This is a genomic window from Agrobacterium sp. 20P9.1.2 (genome assembly GCF_057799395.1).
Map to the genome: position 1 here is coordinate 119,859 of NZ_JBYOKI010000006.1, position 25,881 is coordinate 145,739.

General features: G+C 58.3%; 20 protein-coding genes and 2 riboswitches. Of the genes, 10 read left to right on the forward strand and 10 right to left on the reverse strand.

The window, feature by feature from the left end:
- Positions 1-80 precede the first annotated feature (80 nt).
- Positions 81-656, forward strand: coding sequence for a polyhydroxyalkanoate synthesis repressor PhaR (gene phaR / locus AC27VJ_RS17420; RefSeq protein WP_488685086.1), 576 nt, complete (start codon positions 81-83; stop codon positions 654-656).
- Here the strand turns inward: phaR and AC27VJ_RS17425 are convergent.
- Together AC27VJ_RS17425 and AC27VJ_RS17430 are read right to left on the reverse strand one after the other, a co-directional pair.
- Positions 647-2,032, reverse strand: coding sequence for an MFS transporter (locus AC27VJ_RS17425; protein ID WP_488685087.1), 1,386 nt, complete (start codon positions 2,030-2,032; stop codon positions 647-649). The two genes, phaR and AC27VJ_RS17425, sit on opposite strands and share 10 nt — an antisense overlap.
- 73 nt (positions 2,033-2,105) lie before the next feature.
- Positions 2,106-6,869: an NAD-glutamate dehydrogenase gene (locus tag AC27VJ_RS17430; protein ID WP_488685088.1), complete on the reverse strand. Its 4,764-nt coding sequence runs from the start codon at positions 6,867-6,869 to the stop codon at positions 2,106-2,108.
- A gap of 546 nt (positions 6,870-7,415) precedes the next feature.
- Between AC27VJ_RS17430 and AC27VJ_RS17435 the strand changes: the two genes are divergently transcribed.
- The gene (locus tag AC27VJ_RS17435) at positions 7,416-7,988 is read left to right on the forward strand and encodes a CarD family transcriptional regulator (protein WP_113086086.1); all 573 of its coding nucleotides are present in this window, start codon (positions 7,416-7,418) and stop codon (positions 7,986-7,988) included.
- 93 nt (positions 7,989-8,081) lie between these two features.
- Here AC27VJ_RS17435 and AC27VJ_RS17440 read toward each other — a convergent pair whose 3' ends face one another.
- The 7 genes from AC27VJ_RS17440 to AC27VJ_RS17470 form a co-directional block, all read right to left on the reverse strand.
- Complete coding sequence (locus AC27VJ_RS17440) at positions 8,082-9,605, reverse strand: M48 family metalloprotease (RefSeq protein ID WP_488685089.1); 1,524 nt, start codon at positions 9,603-9,605, stop codon at positions 8,082-8,084.
- Positions 9,606-9,878: 273 nt separating this feature from the next.
- Entirely contained in the window at positions 9,879-10,595 is a 717-nt protein-coding gene (locus AC27VJ_RS17445; protein ID WP_488685090.1) for a thiamine ABC transporter ATP-binding protein, read from the reverse strand.
- Positions 10,592-12,211, reverse strand: a complete 1,620-nt coding sequence (thiP, locus tag AC27VJ_RS17450) for a thiamine/thiamine pyrophosphate ABC transporter permease ThiP (protein WP_488685091.1) — start codon at positions 12,209-12,211, stop codon at positions 10,592-10,594. The genes AC27VJ_RS17445 and thiP overlap by 4 nt, the downstream gene beginning before the upstream one ends.
- An 18-nt stretch (positions 12,212-12,229) precedes the next feature.
- A complete protein-coding gene (gene thiB, locus AC27VJ_RS17455) occupies positions 12,230-13,243 on the reverse strand; it encodes a thiamine ABC transporter substrate binding subunit (RefSeq protein ID WP_488685092.1) in 1,014 nt (337 codons plus the stop codon).
- Positions 13,244-13,285: 42 nt separating this feature from the next.
- Positions 13,286-13,395, reverse strand: a riboswitch (TPP riboswitch).
- Positions 13,396-13,452: 57 nt separating this feature from the next.
- Positions 13,453-13,845, reverse strand: coding sequence for a VOC family protein (locus tag AC27VJ_RS17460; protein WP_488685093.1), 393 nt, complete (start codon positions 13,843-13,845; stop codon positions 13,453-13,455).
- 95 nt (positions 13,846-13,940) lie between these two features.
- The gene (locus AC27VJ_RS17465) at positions 13,941-15,767 is read right to left on the reverse strand and encodes an ABC-F family ATP-binding cassette domain-containing protein (protein ID WP_113086083.1); all 1,827 of its coding nucleotides are present in this window, start codon (positions 15,765-15,767) and stop codon (positions 13,941-13,943) included.
- A gap of 4 nt (positions 15,768-15,771) precedes the next feature.
- Complete coding sequence (locus tag AC27VJ_RS17470; protein WP_488685094.1) at positions 15,772-16,422, reverse strand: thiamine diphosphokinase; 651 nt, start codon at positions 16,420-16,422, stop codon at positions 15,772-15,774.
- 91 nt (positions 16,423-16,513) lie between these two features.
- A riboswitch (SAM riboswitch) is annotated at positions 16,514-16,590 on the forward strand.
- A gap of 80 nt (positions 16,591-16,670) precedes the next feature.
- On the opposite strand from AC27VJ_RS17470, the gene metA reads away from it, so the two are divergent.
- Both metA and AC27VJ_RS17480 read left to right on the forward strand, forming a co-directional pair.
- Positions 16,671-17,597, forward strand: a complete 927-nt coding sequence (gene metA / locus AC27VJ_RS17475; RefSeq protein ID WP_488685095.1) for a homoserine O-acetyltransferase MetA — start codon at positions 16,671-16,673, stop codon at positions 17,595-17,597.
- 71 nt (positions 17,598-17,668) lie between these two features.
- Positions 17,669-18,691 carry an aldose epimerase family protein gene (locus AC27VJ_RS17480; RefSeq protein WP_488685096.1) on the forward strand — a complete coding sequence of 341 codons (1,023 nt, stop codon included), beginning with the start codon at positions 17,669-17,671 and terminating at the stop codon, positions 18,689-18,691.
- 5 nt (positions 18,692-18,696) lie between these two features.
- On the opposite strand, the gene mtgA is transcribed toward AC27VJ_RS17480, so the two are convergent.
- A complete protein-coding gene (gene mtgA, locus AC27VJ_RS17485; RefSeq protein ID WP_488685097.1) occupies positions 18,697-19,443 on the reverse strand; it encodes a monofunctional biosynthetic peptidoglycan transglycosylase in 747 nt (248 codons plus the stop codon).
- Between the two features lie 170 nt (positions 19,444-19,613).
- Here mtgA and AC27VJ_RS17490 point away from each other — a divergent pair, with 170 nt between their 5' ends.
- The 6 genes from AC27VJ_RS17490 (at position 19,614) to AC27VJ_RS17515 (ending at position 25,879) form a co-directional block, all read left to right on the forward strand.
- Complete coding sequence (locus tag AC27VJ_RS17490; RefSeq protein WP_488685098.1) at positions 19,614-20,513, forward strand: polyprenyl synthetase family protein; 900 nt, start codon at positions 19,614-19,616, stop codon at positions 20,511-20,513.
- 1 nt (position 20,514) lies between these two features.
- Positions 20,515-21,573, forward strand: coding sequence for a histidinol-phosphate transaminase (gene hisC, locus AC27VJ_RS17495; protein ID WP_488685099.1), 1,059 nt, complete (start codon positions 20,515-20,517; stop codon positions 21,571-21,573).
- A 134-nt stretch (positions 21,574-21,707) separates the two neighbouring features.
- Entirely contained in the window at positions 21,708-22,496 is a 789-nt protein-coding gene (locus tag AC27VJ_RS17500) for a DeoR/GlpR family DNA-binding transcription regulator (protein ID WP_488685100.1), read from the forward strand.
- Between the two features lie 33 nt (positions 22,497-22,529).
- Positions 22,530-23,720: an MFS transporter gene (locus tag AC27VJ_RS17505; RefSeq protein WP_353578856.1), complete on the forward strand. Its 1,191-nt coding sequence runs from the start codon at positions 22,530-22,532 to the stop codon at positions 23,718-23,720.
- A gap of 177 nt (positions 23,721-23,897) precedes the next feature.
- Complete coding sequence (gene ispG, locus AC27VJ_RS17510; protein ID WP_113086077.1) at positions 23,898-25,148, forward strand: flavodoxin-dependent (E)-4-hydroxy-3-methylbut-2-enyl-diphosphate synthase; 1,251 nt, start codon at positions 23,898-23,900, stop codon at positions 25,146-25,148.
- 68 nt (positions 25,149-25,216) lie between these two features.
- Positions 25,217-25,879 (forward strand): YiaD family glycine zipper/OmpA-like lipoprotein, encoded by a 663-nt coding sequence (locus AC27VJ_RS17515; RefSeq protein WP_113086076.1) that lies wholly within the window; start codon positions 25,217-25,219, stop codon positions 25,877-25,879.
- Positions 25,880-25,881 lie beyond the last annotated feature (2 nt).

A 25,881-nucleotide genomic window follows, 5' to 3' on the forward strand; every position in this document is an offset into this window, starting at 1 on the left:
TGATTTCAGCATAGTCTTAAAAACGGGAAGAGCAAAAACACCTGATAAAAAGAAGACACCAGCATCGCGAGGAGGCGAGCATGGCAAAACACAATGGCGAGACCATCATCAAGAAATATGCCAACCGGCGGCTCTATAATACCGGCACCAGCACCTATGTGACGCTGGAAGATCTCGCAAAGATGGTCAAGCGTGGTGAGGATTTCAAAGTTCAGGATGCCAAGACGTCAGAAGACATTACCCATGCGGTTCTGACGCAGATCATCGTGGAGCAGGAAGCCAAGACGGGCAATACGCTTCTGCCCACAGCCTTCCTGCGGCAACTCATTTCCTATTATGGCGACCAGATGCAGATGGTGGTCCCAACCTTTCTCGAACATTCGATGAAAACCTTCTCCGAACAGCAAAGCCAGATGCAGGACCAGATGGCGAAAGCTTTCGGTGACACATCGGCGTCGAAGAATTTCTCCACGCCGTTCGGCTTCATGGAAGAGCAGGTCAAGCGCAACACGGAGCTTTTCCGGCAGGCCATGCAGGTGTTCACACCCTTCCCCATGCCACCTGTTCCGAAGGAAGCCAAGAAGCCTGATGCGTCAGAGATCGATGAGCTGAAAGCGCAATTGCGTACGCTTCAGACCAAGCTCGATCAGCTCTGAACGACACGCGCCTTCTCGGGAACGCCGATCAGCAACAGGAAGCCCGCGCCAAGGAAAATCGTCAGCGTTGCCATGCCCAGATGCGCTGAGCCGGTTGCATAGGTGACGATGGAAAAGGAGAGCGTCGCCATGAAGCTGGTGGCGCGACCCGACAGCGCATAAATCCCGAAATACCGGCCCGCCTCGGCAACCGTGATATTGCGCGCCAGATAGGAGCGCGACGACGCCTGAACCGGGCCAAACGCGATGCCGATCAATATTCCATAGACCAGATAGGCCTTTTCGGCACCGGTGGAAAACAGCCCTTCACTGCTGCCGACCGGCAGCGTCAGTAGGCCGAACAATGTGGACTCTGTCTGGGTTGAGACAATGCCAATGGTGGCCAGAACCAGCAGGGTGATGCTGATCAGCACCGTGTTGCGCGAGCCCAGACGTTGATCGACCCGGCCTGCGGCAACGCAGCTGCCAATCGCCACGATATTGAGAATGATACCGTAAATGCCGATTTCCATCGTGCCCCAGCCGAACAGGCCGGCTGCGAAAGCGCCGCCCAGAATGATGACGCCGTTGACGCCATCCTGATAGAGCATGCGCGCGATCAAAAACCGGGTGATGGCGGGTCGGCCTCCGAGCTCTCTCAAAGTTGCCTTTAATTCCGACAGGCCAGAGCGAACTGCGCTCGCAAGCGGCAAACCCTTCTTCACATCGGGCGTGTAGAAAAACATTGGCAGAATGAAAATGAAGTACCAGACGGCGGCAATCGGGCCTGTGATACGCGCATCTTCCCCCGCTGCGGCATCGAGCCCGAACAGCGGTGGAATACCGAGGATCGTCACGCCCTTGCCCGGCGCGGCAGCCAGAAACAGCACCACGAAGATCAGCACGACCATGCCACCCAGATAGCCCAGGCCCCAGGCCGTATTGGAAATACGCCCGACATTTTCCGGCGTCGTCAGCCGTGGCATCATGGAATCATTGAAAACGATGGAAAATTCGGCGGCAATCGACGCGATGATCATGAAGGTCACGGGCCAGATGATCGGCGATCCCGGTGCGGCGAACCACAGCATCGCAAGGCTTGCAATCTTCAACGTCGCGAAGAAGGCGATCCATGGCTTCCTCGATCCGGACTGATCGGCAATCGAACCGAGGATGGGCGAGAAAATGGCGATGATGACAGAGGAAATCGTCGCCATATTGCTCCATGTCGTCTGCGCGGAAATGGGGTCCGCCGTCAGCCGGGCAACGAAATAGGGGCCAAAAATAAAGGTTGTCACGACCGTGAAAAAGGGCTGAGCCGCCCAATCGAACAGCATCCAGCCCCAGATACCACGCTTCGTCACGGTTTCTCCGGTCTCAAGGGAAGAGGAGGCCATTCGTCACCCTTTCGGCCGTTTCAACAAAAGCTGAACAGCCCGGCTATGATGCCGGGCAGTGATGTGTCTGATATCAGACGTTTCGAGCCTGGACTATATCCGAAAGCAATCCGGCGGCAACAGTCAGGCGGGCAAGGTTGATTTCGCCGCTATCGCTCAAGCCGCCAAGTTCGGAGACGATGCGGTTGACGCGCACGCGATCTGCCGCATACCAGGCCTGCACCGGGTTCTTTTCCTTGGCATGTTCCGTCAGGGCCGAGATGACGATGCGCCGACGCGAGGAGGCGATCTGGTCCTGGCTGCGCAGCAGCGCAAGGCTTTCATAATGATCGGCTGGCGTCACGCGCTGGCCTGCATCGAGAAGCCTTGCCACACGGAAGGTAGCCGATACTGCCGCATAGCTCTCAGCAGCGCGGGCCAACGTGGTGTTTGCCTGCTCCGCAATCAACATGATTTCCGGCACATAGACCAGCAGCGACAGCGTTTCCAACTCACGGATCAATGCCGGCGCAACACCCTCGATCTCGCTGAAGCCAATCTCTTCCTTGTATTTGGCAGCAGCTGGCGACAGCGTCTTGATAGCCGTCTTCAGCCCCTCGATTTCGTCCACCATCGACCCCGTCGCCGTTGACGTCGTCTGAAGATAGAGCCGTGTCGCGTCGGTAAAGATGCGTGCGACATTGGCGTAAAGGCCGTTCTGGACCTCGCCGGGGATTTGTCCGTCCAGCTTGTCGATTTCGCTCCACAGGCGCTTCAGACCAAAACCGTCCTCGACGATCATCGCAGCTTTGACCACCGCAGGCGCGAGCAGACCGCTGGCATCGACCAGTTTCTGAACGAAGCCTGGCCCGCCGCGATTGACGACCTGGTTGGCGAGCGAGGTCGCAACGATCTCGCGGTGCAGGCGGTGGCCGGTGATATCGGCAGCGTACGTCTTCTGCATCTTGCTCGGGAAATAATCCGTCAGAAGATGCTGGAGATAAGGCTCATCCGGCAAGGTGCTGGCGACCAGCGTATCGAACAGCGTCAGCTTGGCATAGGACAGAAGAACGCCGATTTCAGGCCGGGTCAGCGGCTTGGCCGCAGCATAACGTTCGCTGAACTCTGCATCGTTCGGCAGGGTTTCCACCTTGCGGTTCAGCTGCCCAGCGCCCTCCAGCGCGCCCATCAGACGGCCGAGTTCCTCCCGGTTTTCGGTACCGCGACGCTCGGTCAGCGAAATGGCCAGAGATTGCAGATAATTGTTGCGCAGCACCAGCTGCGCCACTTCCGAGGTCATGGAGGCCAGAAGCTGGTTGCGCTTGGGCAATGTCAGGCGACCATCATTGACGGGAGACGCCAGAGCGATCTTGATGTTGACCTCGACGTCGGAGGAATTGACGCCCGCTGAATTATCGATGGCATCGGAGTTGCATCGGCCACCGGCCAGCGCATAGGCAATACGCGCCTTCTGGGTGATACCGAGATTGGCCCCTTCGCCGATGACCTTGGCCCGTACTTCCGTCGCATTGACACGGATCGGATCGTTGGCGCGGTCACCCACTTCGGCATTGGTTTCCACCGCCGCCTTCACATAGGTCCCGATACCGCCGAACCAGAGAAGATCGGCAGGCGCCTTCAGGATCGCCGTCATGATTTCGAAGGGCGTGGCGACGGATTTGTCGATGCCGATGGCAGCCACCGCTTCCGGCGTCAGCGTCACGGATTTCTCCGCACGGGAAATGATCATCGCACCCTGCGACAGGGTCGAGCGATCATAATCCTGCCAGCTGGAGCGCGGCAAATCGAACAGGCGCTTGCGCTCGGCAAAGGACTTATCGGTATCAGGCGTTGGATCGATGAAGATGTCGCGGTGGTCGAAGGCCGCAATCAGCTCGATCTTTTCCGACAGCAGCATGCCGTTGCCGAAAACGTCGCCGGACATGTCACCCACGCCAACCACCTTGAAAGGCGTTGTCTGGATGTCGGTGTCTATTTCGCGGAAATGCCGCTTTACCGTTTCCCACGAACCCCGCGCGGTGATGCCCATCTTCTTGTGGTCGTAACCGGCAGAACCGCCGGAGGCAAACGCATCGTCCAGCCAGAAACCAGCCTCACGCGCCAGACCATTCGCAGTATCGGAGAAGGTTGCCGTGCCCTTGTCGGCAGCGACAACGAAATAGGGATCGTCACCATCCAGCCTCAGCGTATCTGCAGGCGGCACGATATCATCGCCAACGATATTGTCGGTGATCGACAGCAGCGTGCGGATATAGGTCTTGTAGGCATCTTTGCCCGCATTGAAGATTTCATCGCGGTTGCCACCAACCGGCAGGTTTTTCGGGAAGAAACCGCCTTTGGCGCCCACAGGCACGATCACCGCATTCTTGACCTGTTGGGCTTTGACGAGACCCAGCACTTCGGTGCGATAATCCTGCCCGCGATCCGACCAGCGGAGACCGCCGCGCGCTACCTTGCCGAAGCGCAGATGCACGCCTTCGACTTCGGTTCCGTAGACGAAGATTTCGCGGAACGGTCTTGGATCCGGCAGTCCATCCAGAAGCTTCGGATCGAATTTGAAGGCGAGCATCGCCTTTGGCGATCCATCCTCGTTGCGCTGGAAATAGTTGGTGCGCAAGGTCGAATCCACCGCATTGACGTAGCGGCGAAGCGTACGGTCCTCATCCAGATTGGGAACGCCCGACAGTGCCGTCTCGATGGCCTTATGCAGATCGGACAATTTGCGCAGGCGCGGCTTTTCACCCAGCTTCGGATCGAAGCCATGGGCAAACAGCTCGAAAATCTTCGCCGCAATCGCCGGATATTTGAACAAGGTCTCGGAAATATGCTCCTGCGAATAGACGATGCCCGTCTGGCGCAGATAACGCGCATAGGCGCGCAGCACCGACACGTCGCGAACGCTGAGTCCCGCGGCAAGGATCAGCCGGTTGAAGTTGTCATTATCGACAGTGCCATGGAAGGCCGCCAGAAACGCCTCTTCCAGCCGTGGACCATAGACGCCCAGATCGAGCTTCACGCCCTGCTGCACCTTCAACTCCATATCGTGCAGAACGATGGTGCGGGTTTCGTCGCCGCTTACCACGCCGACATCGAAAGTGCGTTCGCTGATGACGCTGAAGCCGAGGTTTTCCAGAAGAGGCACGCGGCGGGAAAGTGGGAGATGGCCGTCGCGATGGAAGATTTTCAGCGATAGCACATCATTGGACTGATCCTCGCGGCGGTAGAACTCGATGCGAACCGGCTCCCCGCCTGCCGTGGCAGCAATATCGGCCATGTCGCCAATCGCCTCGTCCGGCGTAAAGGCTTCCTGATAGGCCTGATCGACATCCAGAACCGGTGCGCCGGAAGGCGAGAGTGCGACGAAATGGTCGATCCAGCGCGCCGCGATATCGCCGACGGCATCTTCCAGCCTGTCCTGCGCCACACGCGGTGTCTTGTCATTGGTACGACCGACGATGAAGTGCACGCGGGCCACTGCGCCCTCCGGGAAGGCCGGGTAATAGGCGGAGATATGGCCGTCATAGACCTGGGCGAGATACTCGCCGATCTTCTCACGCACATAGGAATTATATTCCTCGCGCGGCACGAAAATAATGACGGACACGAAGCGGTCGAAACGGTCGATACGCGGCAGCACGCGCACGCGCGGGCGGTCGCTCAGTTCCATGATCTGCTCGATGAAGCGGATCAGAAGATCGGTATCGATCTGGAAAAGATCGTCACGCGGATAGGCTTCCAGCGTGTTGTGCAGAATGCGGCCCGAATGGCTGTTGGGGTCGAAACCGAAATGATGCTCGACCTCGGCGACCTTGGCACGCAGAAGCGGGATTTGCTTGACTGAATGCGTATAGGCCGTGGCCGTAAACAGACCGACGATGCGCAATTCACCAATGACGTTACCATCCGCGTCGAAACGCTTGATGCCGATATAATCCATATAGGCCCGGCGGTGGACGATGGACTTCACATTGGCCTTGGTGACGATCAGGAAATCCGGGCCATCCAGAAAGGCCAGAATTTCCGGCGTCGTCGTCACCGCATCCTTGCCGAGACGCAGCACGCGCACATTCGGGTCGGTCAGCGTGCCGAGCCCGCTGCCTTCGCCGCGCTCCACCTTGGCATTCTTGCCCTGGCCGGAATAGCTATAGTCACGCATGCCGAGGAAGGTGAAATTGTCGTTGCGCAGCCACTCCAGAAAGGCCACCGCCTCCTTGCGTTCGGACTTGCGACGGCTGGAGCCGCGTTCCTTCAACTCGTCCAAAGCCTCGTCGAGCTTGGCCAGCATGGGCTTCCAGTCACTATAGGCAGACTGTACCTGCGACAAAACGAAGCGGATTTTTTCCTCAAGCGTCTCAGCCGCCTGCGCCGCCACCGGCGCAATGTGAAGCTGGATCAGGCTGACATTGTCCTCCGGCGCATCCTTCTCGGGGTCGGCCAGCCGATATCCCCCCGCCACGCTGGCATCGATCACCATGATCGGGTGCACGGCGAGATAGAGGCTGCGGTAGCTGCTGGTCACCTCACCCATGACGGAATCGTACAGGAAGGGCATGTTCCGACCGATAACCGTCAGAACAGTGACCGGAACATCACGCGGCGCAACACCCTCTACTTGGGAAATACCAATATAGGGCTTATCCTTTTTCCAACGCGAAAGTTCTTCCGCCGTATGGCGGGCAGCAAATGCCAGCATTTCGGGCGAATAATACTGAATATCGTCGGTGCTGGCACGTCCGAAGACGGTTGCCGGGTCTATGAACGGCGCGCCGGATGCTTCCGCCAGTTTTTTGGATTTTTCGAGTTGTTTGTCGCGTTTTGGATTGTTCCGGTAGCCCATTTTGTCTTTTTTCCTCCCGAAGGATGAGGGTTTGTGAAGAAAATCGAAAAATATCGTCGTCTTCGTCAAAATCGAATCGGATATTGGCGCGGAATTATGAATAGTTTAAGTGGGCATCAATGCTTTAAACGAGGTAGGCAAAATTTATTCGATTGAAATTGCAACTTCCTGCCGCGCAGACCATTTTAGAAAGTATCAATTGCCTCGTTTCTGTTAACGACCGGGCGACCCTATTGTGACGCCATAGTCACGGTAGAAGCAAATTATTGATTTCCACGTATTTTTGTGGTAGACCAGAAAAACTGATCCACAGCGTGGCATTTGCGTGCCCAAAAACACCACGAAAGCAACTCATCACTTGCACGCGGTTTCCGTGACATATCGATTGTTTGTGTTGTCGACCTGCGGGTTGCGAGATGAATTATTTTTGAGCGCACGTCTGTACCAGTACGAAGTCACCTGACGGTTTCCCCCGTCTCATCCGGGCCTGACCGACCCGACCCCCGGAAACCCCCGGGTGTATGTAACAGGGAGTTTTTAGAACGAATGACGACCCAGCAGAAAAAATCTCCAGCGCGTCACGGTTTCAAGACCGGCGAAGCGATCGTTTATCCCGCTCACGGTGTCGGTACCATTTCGACAATCGAAGAACAGGAAGTTGCGGGCATGAAGCTCGAACTCTTCGTCATTGATTTCGAAAAAGACAAGATGCGCCTGAAAGTTCCGGTAGCAAAGGCTGTCAGCATTGGCATGCGCAAGCTTTCCGAAGGGGATTTCGTTGAGCGCGCACTGAAGGTTGTTCAGGGCAAGGCTCGTGTGAAGCGCACCATGTGGTCGCGTCGCGCGCAGGAATATGATGCAAAGATCAATTCCGGCGACCTGATCGCAATCGCTGAAGTGGTTCGCGATCTCTACCGCGCCGAAAACCAGCCGGAACAGTCTTATTCCGAGCGTCAGCTTTACGAAGCTGCTCTCGACCGCATGGCGCGCGAAATCGCCGCCGTCAACAAAATGTCCGAAACGGAAGCCGTTCGTCTGGTTGAGGTGAACCTCAACAAGGGACCGAAGCGCGGCAAGGCCGTTGAAGAAGAAGATGCACAGGAAGACGAAGCCGCATAAGCATAAGCGTCTTCCATTTCAGTCTTAGAGGACCCGGCCTTTGAATTGGTTTCCCGCATAGTCCAGCGGATGCCAATTCAAAGGCCGGGTTTTTTATTCGGCTATGATCTTCACGCGCTCGCCCGGCTGAATGACCGATGTCGCGCTCATGGCGTTCAACACCCGGAAGAGCTCGATCTTGCGGTCAGTGCCCATCATGCGCGCTGCCAGTGAGGCAACCGTATCACCCGGCTTGGTGATGACGACGCGCACGCGCAGCGGCTTCAAAGCAGCAATTTCACTCGGCGTCATCTTGCGGAAACTGGTGCGCAGCACATTGGCGACGCTATCCAGCTGCGCACTGCCCTTCGGCACCGCCGTCAGGAAGCGGAAAATCTGCTGGCCCACGCGGATAACGGTGACATCGAAATCCCATTTATCGGCTGTCGCGCGCGCTGTCGCTGCAGGCAGCCCGTTGATTTCCGTCTCCCGCACCGTTTCCGGCACCAGACCAGCAACCCAGCCGCTGGTCAGATAATTGGCAAGGCTTGTCTGCTTGGGATCGGCAACACCATCGAAACGGATCGCCATTTCGCCGGGGCCCGTCGCCAGAACCGCCTCAACCTTATTGTCGATCTGGAACCCATCAGGCACATCAAAACGAATGCCGAGCGTTCCATGCAGGAACGTATTGCCGCGCACATAGCCTTCCTGCGGGCTGTCGCCATACAGCAGGCCATCAATACCGTTGAGGAACCAGTCACGACCCTTGTCGCCAACCTGTCCCTCCTGACCGAAGGCACGGGCATGCCGCTTGGCAAGCTCGATACGCTGCGGCGTATTGGGGTGGCTGGACAGGAAGTCGAGGCTCTGGTCGCTATCAGGGTCTGCGGAGGTGAAGCGTGCATAGGCCGCCATGGAATCCAGGAAGCGCGGCGAGGCATAGGGGTCGTAACCCGCCTCACCCAGCATCCGCACGCCGATGACATCCGCCTGCAATTCCTGCTGACGCGAGAAGGCAGCGAGGCGCAGCTTGCCGCGTGCAAGCGCCTGCTTGCCGGCCAGATCGCTGGAAAGCACTTCCGCAACCACACGGCTGGCGATGACTTCCGCTTCTTCGCGGCGCTGGCGCTCGATGCCGTGATTGGCGGTAACGTGACCCATTTCATGTGACAGGACCGCAGCCACTTCCGAGGCATCATTGGCAAGCGCCAGAAGTCCGCGCGTCACATAGAGATATCCGCCCGGTAGCGCAAAGGCGTTGATGGCAGGGGAGTTGAGAATGGTGATGCGGTATGATTGCTGCGGATTTTCCGAGACCGCCGTCAGCGCACCGGCAATGCGCGCGACCAGACGTTCGGTCTTGTCGTCGTGATATTCGCCGCCATAGCTCGCCACGATGCGAGGATGCTCGCGGGCACCCATCTGCGCGCGCGGATCGTTCTTCTGCACCTGCTCCACGGTCTGCGGATTGTCAGACGGCTTGAGCGTCGACTGATAGGAGGGGCTGAACAGAGACTGGCAAGAGGACAAGACAAAGCCAGCGGTCGCCAATGCCACCGCGCGCCTTACCAACTTGCCCCTGCGCCATACATTCTGACCGGAGGTGTGGCCCTGCGGGGCCTTCACACACGTCATCATCCTGCTCGTCTGCTCCTAACGTTCCTGATCATCCGTTAATTGCAGACCAGAATACCATATTACCCCTAGGGGCAGTTGAATGCGCGAACAAAGAAAACGATCCATCATGTGAAAATATTTCAAAAGGAACAATTGTTCGCATAGTTTTCAAGCAGTTGTTTAAAATGCGCAAGTGCAAAAATAACGCATCGACGTTGTGATTTCGCATGACTTGCCAGCGACCCGCGTCGAAATTGTGACGCAACCACGCCGACTGTTAGGCAGAGCAGCCTACACAGTCAGAAAGGCTCTGATCTCATTCACGTGTGTCGCCGCAAAGAAGTCTTCCGTGCGACCCTGATAGAGAACTTGCCCGTTGGACAGAAAGACCACCTTATCTGCCAGACGGCGAATATCGTCCGGATGATGGGTGACGAGAAGAATGGTGTTCTTCATCTCTTCATGCAGATCTTTCAAAAGAACCGCCATGCCGGAGCGCAGACCGGGATCGAGCGCAGCAAAGGGCTCGTCCAGCAACATGACCGCCCGTTGGCGCACCAGGGCTCTGGCAAGCGCTGCCCTTTGTCTTTCCCCGCCGGACATTGTGGAAGGCAGGCGTTTTTCAAAACCGCCAAGCCCCACCCGCTCCAGCGCGCCTTTGATGGCGGCCTTATCTTCACTGGAAAGTCTAAGAGACGGGCTGACGCCAAACCCGACATTGGTGAAGATATCCAGATGGGCAAAAAGATTATTGTCCTGAAAGATCAGCGACACTGGCCGCTCTGAAGGGTCGAGGCCGACCATATCACGGCCATCGATCAAAACCCGGCCTGCATCCGGCGCTTCAAACCCGGCGATGAGATTGAGAAGCGTGGATTTTCCCGATCCCGATGGCCCGACCACCGCCGTCACCTTGCCGCGCTCAAAGCCGCAATCCAGCGCAAAATCCTGATGGCCGAGTTTCAGACTGACCCTATCGAGGCGTGCGCCCCACTCCTGCGCATTCATGCAACCGCTTTCGATGACTGACGGGACACGCCACCTGCTGCAAGAACAAGGCAGATGACCCCGAGGATGAAGGCGTAACCCGCCGCGTCATTGGTTCTGTAACTGCCCATATTGCTATAGACGAGCCAGGGCAAAGTCACGAAGCTTTCCGATCCGAACAGCGCGACCGCACCGAGATCGCCGAGCGAAAGCGCCATGGCAAAGGAAAACGCCATCGCCGCCGGTCGCCACAAGACCGGCCAGTCAATAAGACGAAACCGTGAGAAACCGGCAAGGCCGAGACTGGCGGACAGGCGCCCGCTGCGGGCCTGGTGGGTGATAAAGTCAGGTTCGAGAACGCGCATGACGAAAGGTAATGCCATCAGCATATTGATGGCGGCAACCAGCGCCGGCGCAAAGAACGCCACGTCACCAAATGATCGCAGCAGCAGAAACCAGCCGCTTCCCAGCACCACCGGCGGCACCAGCAGCACCAGAGATGACCCCGTGCCCATCGCCGTGAAGAATGTTCTCAGCACAAAGCCAGCCTGTCTGCGCATTCTGATCGCCTGCCGGGCGCGAATGAGTGCGACGGAGACGGCAAGCGCAAGCGATGCCGAGATAAGCGCAATCAAAAGACTGGTAAAGGCCGCCTGCCGGAAGCTGGGGGCAGACAACAGCCGTGAGAGATCAGCAGAAATACCCGATACAGCAACAGCAGCCAGCGGCAAGCCGACCAGGATCAGCGCCAGCAGAATGATCCCGCCATCCCAAAGGCGCGACCCGAGCGCTTCGCCATCCAGACGTTTCACGGCCCGACCCTGCGTCTGCGCCTCCGCATCCGCCGATGGCAGAAGCGCCAGCAAGGCCAGAAGAATCCCCGTCACGACGATCTGCATCAGTGCCAGCGCAATCGCCCGCGCGGGATCGAAATCGAAGCGTAGCGCCTGATAGATCGCGACCTCGATCGTGGTGGCAGCAGGCCCGCCACCCAGCAGCAGAACAAGGGTAAAACTGGTGGCGCAGAGCATGAAGATCAGCCCCGCCACACCCGGCAGCAACCTTGCCACGGCTGGCCATTCAACAAAGCGGAAGGTGGAAACGGGGCCCAGACCAAGGCTTGCTCCCATACGCCAATATTCCCCCGGCACCCGCTCCAGCCCGGCCAGAAAAAACCGCACGGCCAGCGGCAGATTGAAGAAGACATGCGCAATGAGAATGCCAGACAGCCCGTAGATGCTGAAAGGCTGCTCTGCCCCTGCCGATAAAAGAAGCGTATTGAAAATGCCCTGCCTGCCCCAGATCGCAATCAGCCCCAGCGCACCGACAATGACAGGCAACCCCATCGGCACCGCCATCAGGCGGATGATCCAGATGCGGCCCGGAAAATCTCTCTGCCGGGCAAGTGCAAGCGCCACCGGCAATCCGAGCACAATGGAAAAGACCGTGGAGAGCGTCGCCTGCCACAGGGTAAAGCGCAGAATTCCCAACGTATAGGCATCCAACAGGCCTGCAGAAGCGGCACCCGTATCGAAAGACAGCAGCGCCGCGACAGCAAGGCCCATGAACAGAAGAACAGCGGCAAAGGCCACCGCTCCGCTGTAGATAAACCTGCGACTATCGCGACGCTCGATCATGATCGTTGGCGACCGGGCTTATTTCACGCTCATGGCGGCAAGCCATTCATCGATCCAGGCTTTGCGATTCTTCGCCACCTCTTCGGGCGACATCAGATACGTCTTGGTGGGCTGTACCAGCTTGGAAAACGCATCCGGCAAAGGTGCGGACGTTGCGGCAACCGGCATCATCCAGTTGTTCTCAGGGATGGCATCCTGAAAACCGGATGTGAGAACGAAGGCGAGAAACTGTTTCGCCAGCGCCTGTTCCGGCGCATTCTTCAAGATGCCCGCTACTTCGATCTGGATATAATGCCCCTCTTCGAAGGCGGCTGCCTGATAGCGCTCGCTGTGTTCCGCAACCATGTGATAGGCAGGCGAAGTCGTATAGGACAGAACCATCGGCACCTCACCCTTGGTGAAGAGACCATAGGATTCCGACCAGCCGGGGGTGACGGTCAGAACACGGTTCTTAAGCTTCGCCCAGGCTTCCGGTGCCTTGTCGCCATAGACGGATTTGACCCAAAGCAGCAGGCCGAGACCCGGCGTCGAGGTGCGCGGATCCTGAATGGCGATTTTCTGCGCGGGATCGCCCTCCACCAGTTCTTTCATGCTATTCGGCGGGTTTTTCATCGTCTGCGTGTCGTAAACCACGGCGAAGTGGCCGTAATCATAGGGGACGAACACATCGTCCTGAAAGCCGCCCGGCACCTTTGCCGCAGATGCATCGACGCCCGAAGCCTCGAACAGTCCGGTCTGCTTGGCTTCGGCAATCAGGTTGGTGTCGAGACCGACGACGACATCGGCCTTGGAGCCGGGGCGTTCCAGTTTCAGCCTGTTCAGCAGCGCCACACCATCGGCCACGCCGACGAAATTGACCGTGCAGTTGCAGGTCTCTTCAAAAGCGGCCTTGACCTTCGGGCCCGGTCCCCATTCGGAAACGAAGCTCTCATAGGTGTAGACGGTGAGCGTCTTCTTCTCCTGCGCCACGGCAAGGCCAGGCAGCAACAGGGAAGTAGCCAACAGCGAATGAAGGAAAATACGACGATACATCAACAGCACCTCCTCGAAATGACAACGGGAATAGGGCGCCATGGATGGAAGCCGTCTAATCCCTCCGCCGGTGTTAACCGGATCAGGTTCTTCGGGTTGGCAGAGCCTCTCAGCCTTGTCCCGCAAAGGACAAAGCACCCCGTTAGATCAAGGCAAGATGTAATCGCAGCGCTAACGCTTTGCAAGCCGGCTTTCTATCAGGCCCAGCGTCAGCTCTGGCCGCTCATATGCACCAGCTCCCAGACATGGCCATCCGGGTCCTGAAAGCTGCCTGCATACATGAAGCCATGGTCCTGCACCGGCTTCCACTCTGCCCCGCCGGATGACAATGCGGTGGCAATCATCTGGTCGATCTCCTCACGGCTTTCCGCAGACAGGCAGGTCAGTACTTCCTTGGTGCGGCTGGCATCGGCAATCTCGCCATTGATGAAATCGCGGAAGCGCTCTTCCTGAAGCAGCATGACGAAAATATTCTTCTCGACGATCATGCACAGCGTGCGTTCGTCCGAATATTCCGGATTGAAGCTGAAACCCAGCGCGGTGAAAAAGGCCTTCGAGGTCTCGATATCCTTGACCGGCAGGTTGACGAAAATCATACGCATGTCTGGCTCCTCCATAAGACAATAGGAAAGCCCAAATAGGCTTTCCTGTCAAAGACGGATGACACGCACAAAATCCGACACGTCGAATTGCTTTTTTAGCTCTCCAGCTCTTCGCGCAGCATTTCCAGCTCCAGCCACTCTTCTTCCATGGTCTCGAGCTTCTGCCGCAGCTTCGACATTTCTTCAGCGAGCTTGTTGAAGGCCGTCGGGTCTTTGGCGAAGAGATTGGGATCGGCCATGCTCTCTTCGCGCTTGGCGATCTCTTCCTGCGCCTTTTCCATTTCCTTGGGCAGATTCTCCAGCGCAAATTTCTGCTTGAAGGAGAGTTTGCCCTTCGCCTTCGAAGGCTCGGCAGCGGAACCGGACGAGGCGGAAGCCTTGGCCTTTTCCTGCTTTTCGGCCTTTCGCTTCTCGTCCGAGGCTCCCTTGCGCTGCGCCATCATGTCCGAATAGCCGCCCGCATATTCGATCCAGCGTCCGTCAGGCGCGTCCGGGTTGGCGGGCGCAATGGTCGAGGTCACGGTACGGTCGAGGAAGTCACGGTCATGGCTGACGAGGATGACGGTGCCGGAAAAACCGGCGACGATTTCCTGCAACAGATCCAGCGTCTCGATATCGAGATCGTTGGTCGGTTCGTCAAGGATCAGAAGATTGGTCGGCCGCGCCAGAATGCGCGCCAGCATCAGACGCGCGCGCTCACCGCCCGAGAGATTGCGAATGGGCGTGCGCGCCTGCTCGGGCTGAAACAGGAAATCCTTCATATAGCCGGTGACGTGTTTCAGCTCGCCATTGACCAACAGGTTTTCGCCGCGACCATCGGTCAGATAATGCGCCAGCGTATCGTTGGGGTTCAAATCCTCACGCTTCTGGTCGAGTGTCGCAATTTCCAGATTGGTGCCGAGCTTGACCCAGCCGCTATCCGGCTCCAGCTGACCCGTCAGCATCTTCAAAAGCGTCGTCTTGCCGGCACCGTTGGGGCCAACGAAGCCGATGCAATCGCCGCGATGCACGCGAAGCGAAAACGGCGCGACGATCGTGCGCTCACCGTAGGACTTGGTTATCGTATCGGCCTCGATCACCAGCTTGCCGGATTCGCGGCCTTCCGCAGCCGTCGCCTGCACGGAACCCGTTGGCCCCTTGTGCCCACGATATTCGGCGCGCATGGCCTGAAGCTCTCCCACACGGCGCATATTGCGCTTGCGGCGGGCGGTGACACCATAGCGCATCCAGTGTTCTTCGCGCTCGATGGCCTTGCCCAGCTTATGCTGCTCCAGCTCTTCCTCTTCCAGCACCTTGTCGCGCCATTCCTCGAAATGGCCAAAGCCGCGGCTGAGGCGACGCGACGTACCGCGATCCAACCAGACGGTGGCGGTGGAGACTTTTTCAAGGAAACGACGGTCATGCGAAATCAGAACCAGCGCGCTGCGCGTCTGCTGCAATTCACTTTCCAGCCATTCGATGGTCGGCAGATCCAGATGGTTGGTTGGCTCGTCCAGCATCAGAATGTCAGGTTCCGGGGCCATGACGCGCACGAGCGCGGCACGACGCGCCTCACCACCCGAAAGGCTGGACGGATGTTCCTGGCCCGTCAGTCCCAGATGCTCCAGCAGATAGGTGACGCGATAGGCATCGTCCCCCGGCCCGAGACCCGCTTCCGCATAGGCCTGCACCGTCTCGAAACCGGCAAAATCCGGCGCCTGTTCCAGATACCGGATCGTCGCGGAAGGGTGCCGGAAGATTTCGCCCGACTGCGCTTCGACCAGACCGGCGGCAATTTTCATCAGCGTCGATTTGCCCGAACCGTTGCGGCCAACGAGGCAGATACGATCTCCCGGCTCCACTTGCAGATTGGCACCATTGAGCAGCGGGGTAACGCCGAAGGTCAGCTTGATATCGTCGAGTTTCAGAATGGGGGGTGCCAAGGGTTCAGGCTCCGGTCAAATCGTAAGGACGGGCAAGCACGATGGCTTTGCCGCTTTTGAGGCGAAGGCGCAAAGGCCCTTCCGCCACGTTGGAAATAGTGCGCGACGAGCCGAAAGCAAGCGCGAAATCGGTCAGAGGATAACGGGCATTCTCAATATCGAGACCATCGAGCGCCGTGAAACCGGCCACCGAAAACAGCGATCCCGCTGGCAGATCAAGCGCGCGCTCACCTTCCAGCAGCGGATAGGCCTCTTCCTCGCCAGAGGTTAGCACGACGTCTACACCGCTCTCGGCAAGCGAGACGGCATAGAGCAGATGAAACACCGCGTGGTCGGACCGCTCGCCCGCCAGCGCACCAACCAGCGTCAGCCGCGTTGCGCCGCGCGCCAGCGCCTCGGTCACCGCAATCTCGCCATCCGTCACGCCTTTTGCGGCAGGAAAGGGCTGTTGCTCGACACCCGGCCAAAGCTGCTGCAAAGCCTTGTCGGAAGAGTCGAAATCTCCCACCCACAGTTCCGGTGTGAGACCGAGCGGCTGTGCATGGCGCATGCCGCTATCTGCCGCAATTACGCGCGTATCCGCCACCGTCTTTTGCAGGCGGTCGGTGACGGTAATGATGCCGCCGAGCAGAATGGTGAAGTGGGTGGTCGTCATGCCCCTGCCATAGCCCGGAACGGTGGCGGATGGAAAGGCCGAAACGCCGGATAAGATAGCGATATTGATTTTCTGCCCGCACAGGATTATGACACCTGCCAGTGGTCATTTGCCGGTCGGCTTGCAGCCACTTTAAAGAAATTGCTAAAGGACCGAGGAAACAGGCAATTTCCCAGGACCGGTTGCGATTTCGCTGCCGGTTTTTTTGTTTCGCGGTGACCTTGGCACCGCCGGAAGTGAGTGTGGAAATGCCAATCAAGATTCCCGATACGCTGCCCGCTTTTGAGACCCTCGTGCATGAGGGCGTGCGGGTCATGACTGAAACAGCGGCCATCCGGCAGGATATCCGCCCGCTTCAGATCGGGCTTCTCAACCTCATGCCGAACAAGATCAAGACCGAAATCCAGATGGCGCGCCTTGTTGGCGCCTCCCCTCTTCAGGTGGAACTGTCGCTGATACGCATCGGCGGTCACCGGGCCAAGAACACGCCGGAAGAGCATCTGCTGTCCTTCTACGAGACATGGGAAGAGGTGCGCCACCGCAAGTTCGATGGCTTCATCATCACCGGTGCTCCGGTCGAAAAGTTGACCTATGAAGACGTGACCTACTGGGAAGAAATGCAGAAGATTTTCGACTGGACGCAGACCAACGTTCATTCGACACTCAATGTCTGCTGGGGCGCGATGGCCGCCATTTACCATTTCCATGGCGTGCCGAAACATGCGCTGAAAGAAAAGGCCTTCGGCGTTTACCGCCACCGCAATCTCAGCCCGTCCTCCATCTATCTCAACGGCTTTTCGGATGATTTTCAGGTGCCCGTGTCCCGCTGGACAGAGGTGCGCCGCGCCGACATCGAGCAGCACCCGGAACTGGAAATCCTGATGGAATCCGAAGAAATGGGCGTGTGCCTTGCGCACGAACCGCAGGGCAAGCGGCTCTATATGTTCAACCATGTGGAATATGATTCCACATCGCTGTCGGACGAGTATTTCCGTGACGCCAATGCGGGCGTGCCGATCAAGCTGCCACATGACTATTTCCCGCATAACGACCCGGAACTGACACCGCTCAACCGCTGGCGCAGCCACGCACATCTGTTTTTCGGCAACTGGATCAACGAGATCTACCAGACGACCTCGTACGATCTGGATGAGATCGGAAAAGACCGAAGCTAATTCGGTCATTGCGAAGGGCCGGAAAATAACGCAACGTCCGGCCCTGTTTTATCGATTGGGAGAGTGACACGATGAGCGAAGCCGGCGCACGGGAAAATTTCGGATTTACGTCTACGGGCGAGAAGGTCGAGCGCGTAACGATTTCCGCAGGTGGTTTGACCGCACATGTCATGACCTGGGGTGCCGTCATTCAGGATTTGCGCCTCGAAGGCCATCAGCCGCCGCTCGTTCTCGGCTTCGACAACTTCGATGATTACCCGAAATACTCATCCTATTTCGGTGCCACTCCGGGCCGAAACGCCAATCGCATTGGCGGTGGCAAGTTCTCCATCGATGGCAAGGCCTATCAGCTGGAACTGAACGAAAAAGGCGTTACCCACCTTCATGGCGGCAGCGACAATATTGGCAAACGCAACTGGCTGATCATGGAACATGGCCCAAGCCATGTCGTCTTGCAGATCGTCGATCCCGATGGCCGCGCCGGTTATCCCGGCAATTGCGCAATCACTGCGATCTATACGATCCGTGAGGGTGGCGTATTGTCCGTCGCCTATGAGACGACCACCGATCAGGCGACGCTCGCCAATGTCTGCCAGCATTCCTATTTCAATCTGGATGGCGCGGAATCTGCACTCGGCCACGAAATCGAAATCGCTGCCGATCATTATCTGCCGACGGACGAGCGGCAGATTCCAACCGGCGAAATCCGCCCGGTGGATGGCACCGTCTTCGATTTGCGCAAGTCCACCCCGATGCGGCGCGAAGAAAACGGCCAGCAGGTCGGTTACGACCACAATTTCTGCCTTTCGCCCCAGCGCGTGGCAAAGCGCAAAGTGGCGCGCGTCTATGCTCCTGCCTCAAACATCACAATGGATGTCCACACCACCGAGCCGGGTGTGCAGTTCTACTCGGCCTTCAAGCTCAACGTCGCCGTACCGGGCCTCGATGGCCGCCATTATGGACCCGTCGCAGGCTTTTGCCTGGAAACCCAGATCTGGCCTGACGCCGTCAATCACGAAGGCTTCCCCGACGCCATTCTGCGCCCCGGCGAAACGCTGCGGCAGGAAACGGACTACATCTTCAAGAAGAGCTGAGAATTTTAGTTCAGCACGCAGCCGACATAGGCGCCGGAACCACGGGCTCGTCGTTCGATGAGCCCCGCCAGCCGCTGCATTCCCCGACCCGGTTTGCTGGCAATACGGTCGATGGGGTTTGGTAGCGCCACTGCCAGAAGTGCTGCCTGTCTGGAACTCAGCTTCGAGGCAGGAACCTTGAAGTGGTATTGCGCTGCCGCCTCGATGCCGTAGATGCCCGGTCCCCATTCGGCGACGTTGAGATAAATCTCCATCATCCGCTTTTTCGACCAGACGAAATCGGACACCACTGCCAGCGGCAATTCCAGCCCCTTGCGAAGGAAGGAACGGCCATTCCAGAGAAACAGGTTTTTCGCCGTCTGCATGGGAATGGTGCTGGCACCGCGTGTCGCCTCGCCATCCAAAGCGCTGCTGACAACCGTCTGCATCTGGCCCCAATCCACGCCAGAGTGAGAGCAGAACTGCCCGTCTTCGGACATCATCACCGATTGAACGAGGCGCGGAGAGATATTTTCAAGCGGCACCCAGCGGCGATCATAGCCCTGAAACGTCACCAGATCGGCCAGCATCAGGGTGGAAACCGGGCGCATGAAGGGCAGAGCATAGACCGGTATCAGCAGATAGGGCAGAGCCAGCAGGACGATGACGACCAGCAAAACGCGTCTGATGAGGCTTCGAACATCCACCTTCGGTTTACTCCCGCTTTCGGCGAGCGCTTCATAATCCGTCTCGCTATCCGGCGTGCTGCTCAAAAAACCTGCCCCCACTTGGCTGTTGGTCAAAGCCTTTCATATTCCGCATGACGCATCAAGGCTACTGACGATAACGAAGTTCCACATCGTCCTCACAAAAACGATTGCCAGCCATTTTTCCCCATGCGAAAGAGCCAATCGTCACCTGATAGGGTAAGGAAACTGGCAAGATGACATTCGAGATGCGGCTGCGCGACAATGCGGCAAGAACCGAAGCCTTGCTCGGCGAACTCCTGTCCGGCAGTGCACGCGCCGACGAGATCACCCGCCCGCAAAAGCTGCTGGAGGCCATGCGCCACGGCGTTCTGAACGGCGGCAAGCGGCTGCGTCCTTTTCTGGTCATCGAAACAGCAGCACTTTTGGGCGGCGACGCGAAAGCCGCCCTGCATGTCGGCGCAGCACTGGAATGTCTGCATTGCTATTCGCTTGTGCATGACGACCTTCCCGCCATGGACAATGACGACCTGCGCCGCGGCCAGCCCACGGTTCACAGGAAATTCGATGAAGCCACGGCCATTCTGGCAGGCGACAGCCTGCTGACACTCGCCTTCGATATCATCGCCTCCCCCGACACCAGCCTGCCCGATGACCGCAAGGCCGCACTCGTGCTGGCGCTGGCGAAGGCCGCCGGTATTGGCGGCATGGCAGGCGGCCAAGCGCTCGATCTGGCCGCCGAGAAGAATGCGCCTGATGAGAATGGCATCATTACATTGCAGGCTATGAAAACCGGCGCGCTCATCCGCTTTGCCTGCGAAGCCGGTGCGATCATCGCCGGAAGTGACGCTAACGAACGCCAGCGGTTGCGCCACTTCGGTGAAAAGATCGGCCTTGCCTTCCAGCTCGCCGACGATCTCCTAGACCTCACCTCCGACGCCGCCACCATGGGCAAGGCCACCGGCAAGGATGCCGCCCGCGGCAAAGGCACCCTCGTCGCCCTACGCGGTGCGGACTGGGCAACCACCCGCCTGCGCGAACTGGTAAAAGAAGCCACGGACCTGCTGGCACCCTATGGTGACCGCGCAGAGATTCTCATCGAGACGGCGCGCTTCGTCGCAGAAAGAAAGAGTTGAGATGAGCAAGTTCTGGTCTCCCATCGTCGCAAAGCTGCACCCCTATGTGGCGGGAGAACAGCCAGCCATTGCCAACCTCACCAAGCTCAACACCAACGAAAATCCATGGGGCCCATCTCCCCACGCGCTGGACGCGATCCGCACCGCAACAGACGACAATTTGAGGCTTTACCCCGACCCCTCGGCCAAAAAGCTGAAAGAAACCCTTGCCGCCTATCACGGTGTTTCACCGGACGAAATATTCGTCGGCAACGGTTCGGATGAGGTTCTGGCTTTCATCTTCGCGGGCCTGCTGAAGCATGACGCGCCGCTTCTTTACCCAGATATAACCTACAGTTTCTATCCGACCTACAGCCGCTTCTTCGACATCGAGACGAAGACCATCCCGCTCGATGACAGCTTTTCGATCCGGATCGACGATTATCATATCGATTGCGGCGGCATCATCCTGCCCAATCCCAACGCGCCGACCGGTATCGGTCTGCCGCTTTCCGATATTCAGCGCCTTGTCGCCACTCATCCCGATCAGGTGGTGGCAATCGATGAAGCCTATGTCGATTTCGGCGGTGAAACCGCAATACCGCTCGTCCGCGACCACGATAATCTCATCGTCGTCAGAACCTTTTCGAAATCGCGTTCGCTGGCGGGCATGCGTGTCGGCTATGCGGTTGCGCAGCGTCCACTGATCGAAGCGCTGGAAAGGCTGAAAGATAGTTTCAATTCCTATCCGCTGGACCGCCTTGCCCAGGTCGCAGCCATCGCATCAATCGAGGATGAGGACTGGTTCGTCACCTATCGCGATAAGCTCATCGCAAACCGGGCATGGCTGTCAGAGCAATTGGAAGCACGAGGCTTCGACATTCTGCCATCTCAGGCCAATTTCATTTTCGCCAGAAAGCCCGGTTGGGAGGGAAAGCTTCTGGCTACGGCGCTTCGCGAACGGGCCATTCTGGTACGACACTTCAACCAGCCGCGCATTGCCGATTTCCTGCGCATTTCCATCGGCACCGAAGAGCAATGCGAGCGCCTGGTCTCAGCCCTGGACGGCATTCTGGCGTAATCGCAGGGAACATCGTTCGTCAGGCTCACGTTTCGCGAACTCGAACGCTGACTCATAACAAGCCATTTCCCGCTTGAGAAACCCATCTTGCCGGGTTATGCGTGTTTATGCACGATTCATCCGATTGAGTCACGATGTCCAAAACCGATCATTTCGTCAGCGAGCGGCAGGCTCTCATTTACGCGCAATTGCAGCGGCATGGCCGCGTGCTGGCGCAGGAGCTTGCGCAGACCTTCGACGTATCGGAAGACACCGTGCGGCGCGATCTACGGGAGATGGCGGCACGGGGCGAGTGTGAGAGGGTCTATGGCGGCGCCTTGCTGGCAGCAGGGACCACGGTCCCGCTGAAAACCCGCATCGGCGAAATGCCGGGCCGCAAAGCCGCACTTGGCAAGACAACCGCCTCGTTTCTGAACGAGGGCTTAAAAGTCTTCCTAGATGCCGGCTCTACCAATCTGGCGGTTGCAAAACATCTGACGGCGGGTCTGAAACTCACCGTTATCACCAACACACCCGCCATCGCCGCAGAACTTGCCGGGAATGCCGACATCGAACTCATTCTGATCGGCGGCAGGGTCGATCCGGCGGTGGGCGCGGCCATCGATACGACCGCGATTCGCCAGCTGGAGCAAATTCGGCCTGATCTCTGCATTGTCGGCGTCTGCGGCCTGACGCTGGATCGGGGTCTCTGCGCCGATATCTATGAGGACGCCGTGTTCAAGCGACTGGCCTGCGAGACCAGCGCCAAAACGCTGGCCGCCATCACCTCCGAAAAGCTGGGAGCGGCGGCACCGTTTCAGGTCTCACCGCTTTCCGCAGCGCTGACACTGGTTGTCGAAGAGGATGCCGATCACGCGATGATCGATTCCTTTACCGCCAGCGGCGTCACCATTCATCAGGCCGGATCGAATTCCGGCGCATAACCCTATCAAGCAATGATCGAAGGACCAGTCGCGATGACCGGAACTGCCACGCAAACGCCAACGACCGCCCGCCTTCCCTATATGACCAGATCGCGACTTGGCGTCGCGCTGCTGTTTCTCATGAACGGTTTCATGATGGGCTCCTGGGCACCGATGATCCCGGAATTCGCCAAGCGTTTTGCGCTCAGCGAAAGCACATTGGGCCTCGTCATCCTTGTCTACGGCCTCGGCTCCCTCTCCTTCATGCCCATTGCCGGTTCGCAGATCGGTCGCCTCGGTTCGAGAACCGTGACCTTGGGCGTCGCTCTCGTCATGGTGCCGACGCTGCTGTTGATCACGCTCGCAAATTCGCTCTGGGCTGGCGTCATCGCCGTCTTCCTCTTCGGTGGCCTAACAGGTGCCATGGACGTGGCCATGAACGCCAACGCCGTCGTGGTGGAGCGCAGCATGCGCCGTGCCATCATGTCGTCCTGCCATGCGTTCTGGAGCTTGGGCGGCTTGATTGGCGCGGGTCTTGGCGGTCTGCTGATCACCAAAACCGGCATTTACGGTCACGCCGTTGCCGTCACCATCATCGCAGCCGCCCTGCTTGCCGTTGCATGGCCGCGAGTGCAGGTGGATCGCCCCCACCCGGAAGAAGAACGCCCCAAGGGTGGCCTGCCCATGACACCGCTTCCTTGGATCATCGGCATCATGGCACTTTTTTCGATGATCCCGGAAGGTGCCATTCTCGATTGGGGCGCGCTTTATCTGCGCAATGAACTCGGCGCGTCCATCACCCTGTCCGGCTTCGGATTTGCGGCCTTCTCGCTCACCATGGCCATCATGCGTTTTGCAGGAGATCTGGTGCGTGACCGATTCGGTGCCGTCCGCACATTGCAATTCTGCTCGACCATATCCATTGTCGGTCTGCTGATTGCCGGTTTCGCGCCCAATGCCTTTATCGCCATTACGGGCTTTGCCATTGCCGGTATCGGCATTTCCAACATGGTGCCGATTGCCTTTTCGGCGGCAGGCAACATGCCGGGCATGGCACCGGGCATCGCGCTGTCGGTGGTCACGACCATGGGCTACTCCGGTATTCTGGTCGCGCCATCGGCCATCGGCTTCATTGCCGAACATACCGGCCTTGCCGCCGTGTTCATCGGCCTGCCCGTGCTGCATCTGGTGGTGCTTTCACTCTCCAGACTGGCTCGCCATGCGGACGGCGCGAGCGGCCATTAAGGCGGCCCGCCACACAGTAGATGGCGAAATTTGCGAAACTCTGAGGCCTCATACTCACGCAGTCTCGAATTTCGCCATGATTGCGGTAAAGTAGGAGTTGATCGCTTCGATGTTGACAAGGCGCGCGCCTTGTTCCACCTGAAAGATCAGATTTTATCGCAATCGCCCGAGAAAACCATGACGTCACACGCCGATTTTGATCCCAAGCCGCGCCGCGCCTCCGTTGCTGTCGATGTCGGTGGTGTTATCGTCGGCGGCGGCGCACCGGTCGTCGTACAATCCATGACCAATACGGATACGGCCGATATCGACGCGACCGTGCAGCAGGTGGCGGCCCTGTTCCGTGCCGGTTCCGAAATCGTGCGCATCACAGTCGACCGCGATGAAAGTGCCGCTGCCGTTCCGAAAATCCGTGATCGGCTCATGCGGCTGGGGCTGGATGTGCCGCTGGTGGGCGACTTCCATTACATCGGCCACAAGCTGCTGGCGGATCATCCCGCCTGTGCCGAAGCGCTCGCAAAATACCGCATCAACCCCGGCAATGTCGGTTTCAAGGACAAGAAGGACAAGCAGTTCGGCGATATCGTCGAAATGGCGATCCGTTATGACAAGCCGGTGCGAATCGGCGTCAACTGGGGCTCGCTCGATCAGGAGCTTCTGACAACCCTGATGGACAAGAACAAGGAGCAGGGCTTTCCGCTGTCCGCCCGTCAGGTCACGCGCGAAGCCATCGTCCAATCCGCCCTGATTTCCGCAGAGCTTGCCGAAGATATAGGCCTTCCCCGCAACCGCATCATCCTGTCGGCCAAGGTCAGCCAGGTGCAGGATTTGATTGCCGTCTACTCCATGCTGTCGGAGCGCTCCGACCATGCCCTCCATCTAGGCCTCACCGAAGCGGGCATGGGCTCGAAGGGCATCGTCGCCTCATCCGCCGCCATGGGCTACGTCCTGCAACACGGTATCGGCGATACGATCCGCGTTTCGCTGACACCGGAGCCCAATGGTGATCGCACCCGTGAAGTGCAGGTCGCGCAGGAACTCCTGCAGGTCATGGGCTTTCGCCAGTTCGTTCCCGTCGTCGCAGCCTGTCCCGGCTGCGGACGCACGACATCCACGGTGTTTCAGGAACTGGCGCAGAACATTCAGAACGACCTGCGCAAGAACATGCCGGTCTGGCGCGACAAATATCCGGGTGTAGAAGCGCTCAACGTCGCCGTCATGGGCTGCATCGTCAACGGACCCGGCGAAAGCAAACATGCCGATATCGGCATTTCCCTGCCCGGCACAGGTGAAAACCCGGCCGCTCCCGTCTTCATCGATGGCGAAAAAGCGCTGACCTTGCGCGGTCCTGATATCGCCAAGGATTTCGAAGCGCTGGTCATCGACTACATCGAAAAGCGTTTTGGCCAAAAGGATGCGGCGGAGTAGGTTTCGACCGTGAAAATGCCGAAATTCATCTGTCTTACCTAACGTGAACTCACGGAGCACTGGAATTCATGATCAAGAAGTTTGTCGTTCTTGCGCTGGCCGCAACCTACCTTTCCGCCTGCACCACCACAGACCCTTATACGGGTGAGCAGAAGGTTTCCAATATGGCGGGCGGCGCTGGCATCGGTGCGCTTGCAGGTGCGGTCGGCGGTCTGGCCATCGGTGGCGGCAACAAGGGTCGCAATGCTTTGATCGGTGCCGGTATCGGCGCTCTGGCCGGTGGCGCCATAGGCGGCTACATGGACAATCAGGAAGCTGAACTGCGCCAGCAGCTTCAGGGCACCGGCGTTTCCGTAACCCGTCGCGGCGACAGCATCGTCCTCAACATGCCATCCAACGTCACTTTCGCAACCGATCAGGATCAGGTCATTCCACCGTTCTACCCAACGCTGAACTCGGTCGCCATCGTGCTGAACAAGTTCAACAAGACCTATATTGACATCAACGGTCACACAGACTCCACCGGCAGCCTTGCGCATAACCAGGGCCTGTCCGAACGCCGCGCCGCATCGGTCGCAAACTATCTCGGCGAACGTGGCGGTGTCGATCAGCGCCGCATCTCGACCATGGGCTTTGGCCCATCACAGCCGATTGCGTCCAACGCATCCGCCGATGGCCGCGCCCAGAACCGCCGCGTTGAAGTGCTGATTTCGCCGCTGACGCAGAACTGATC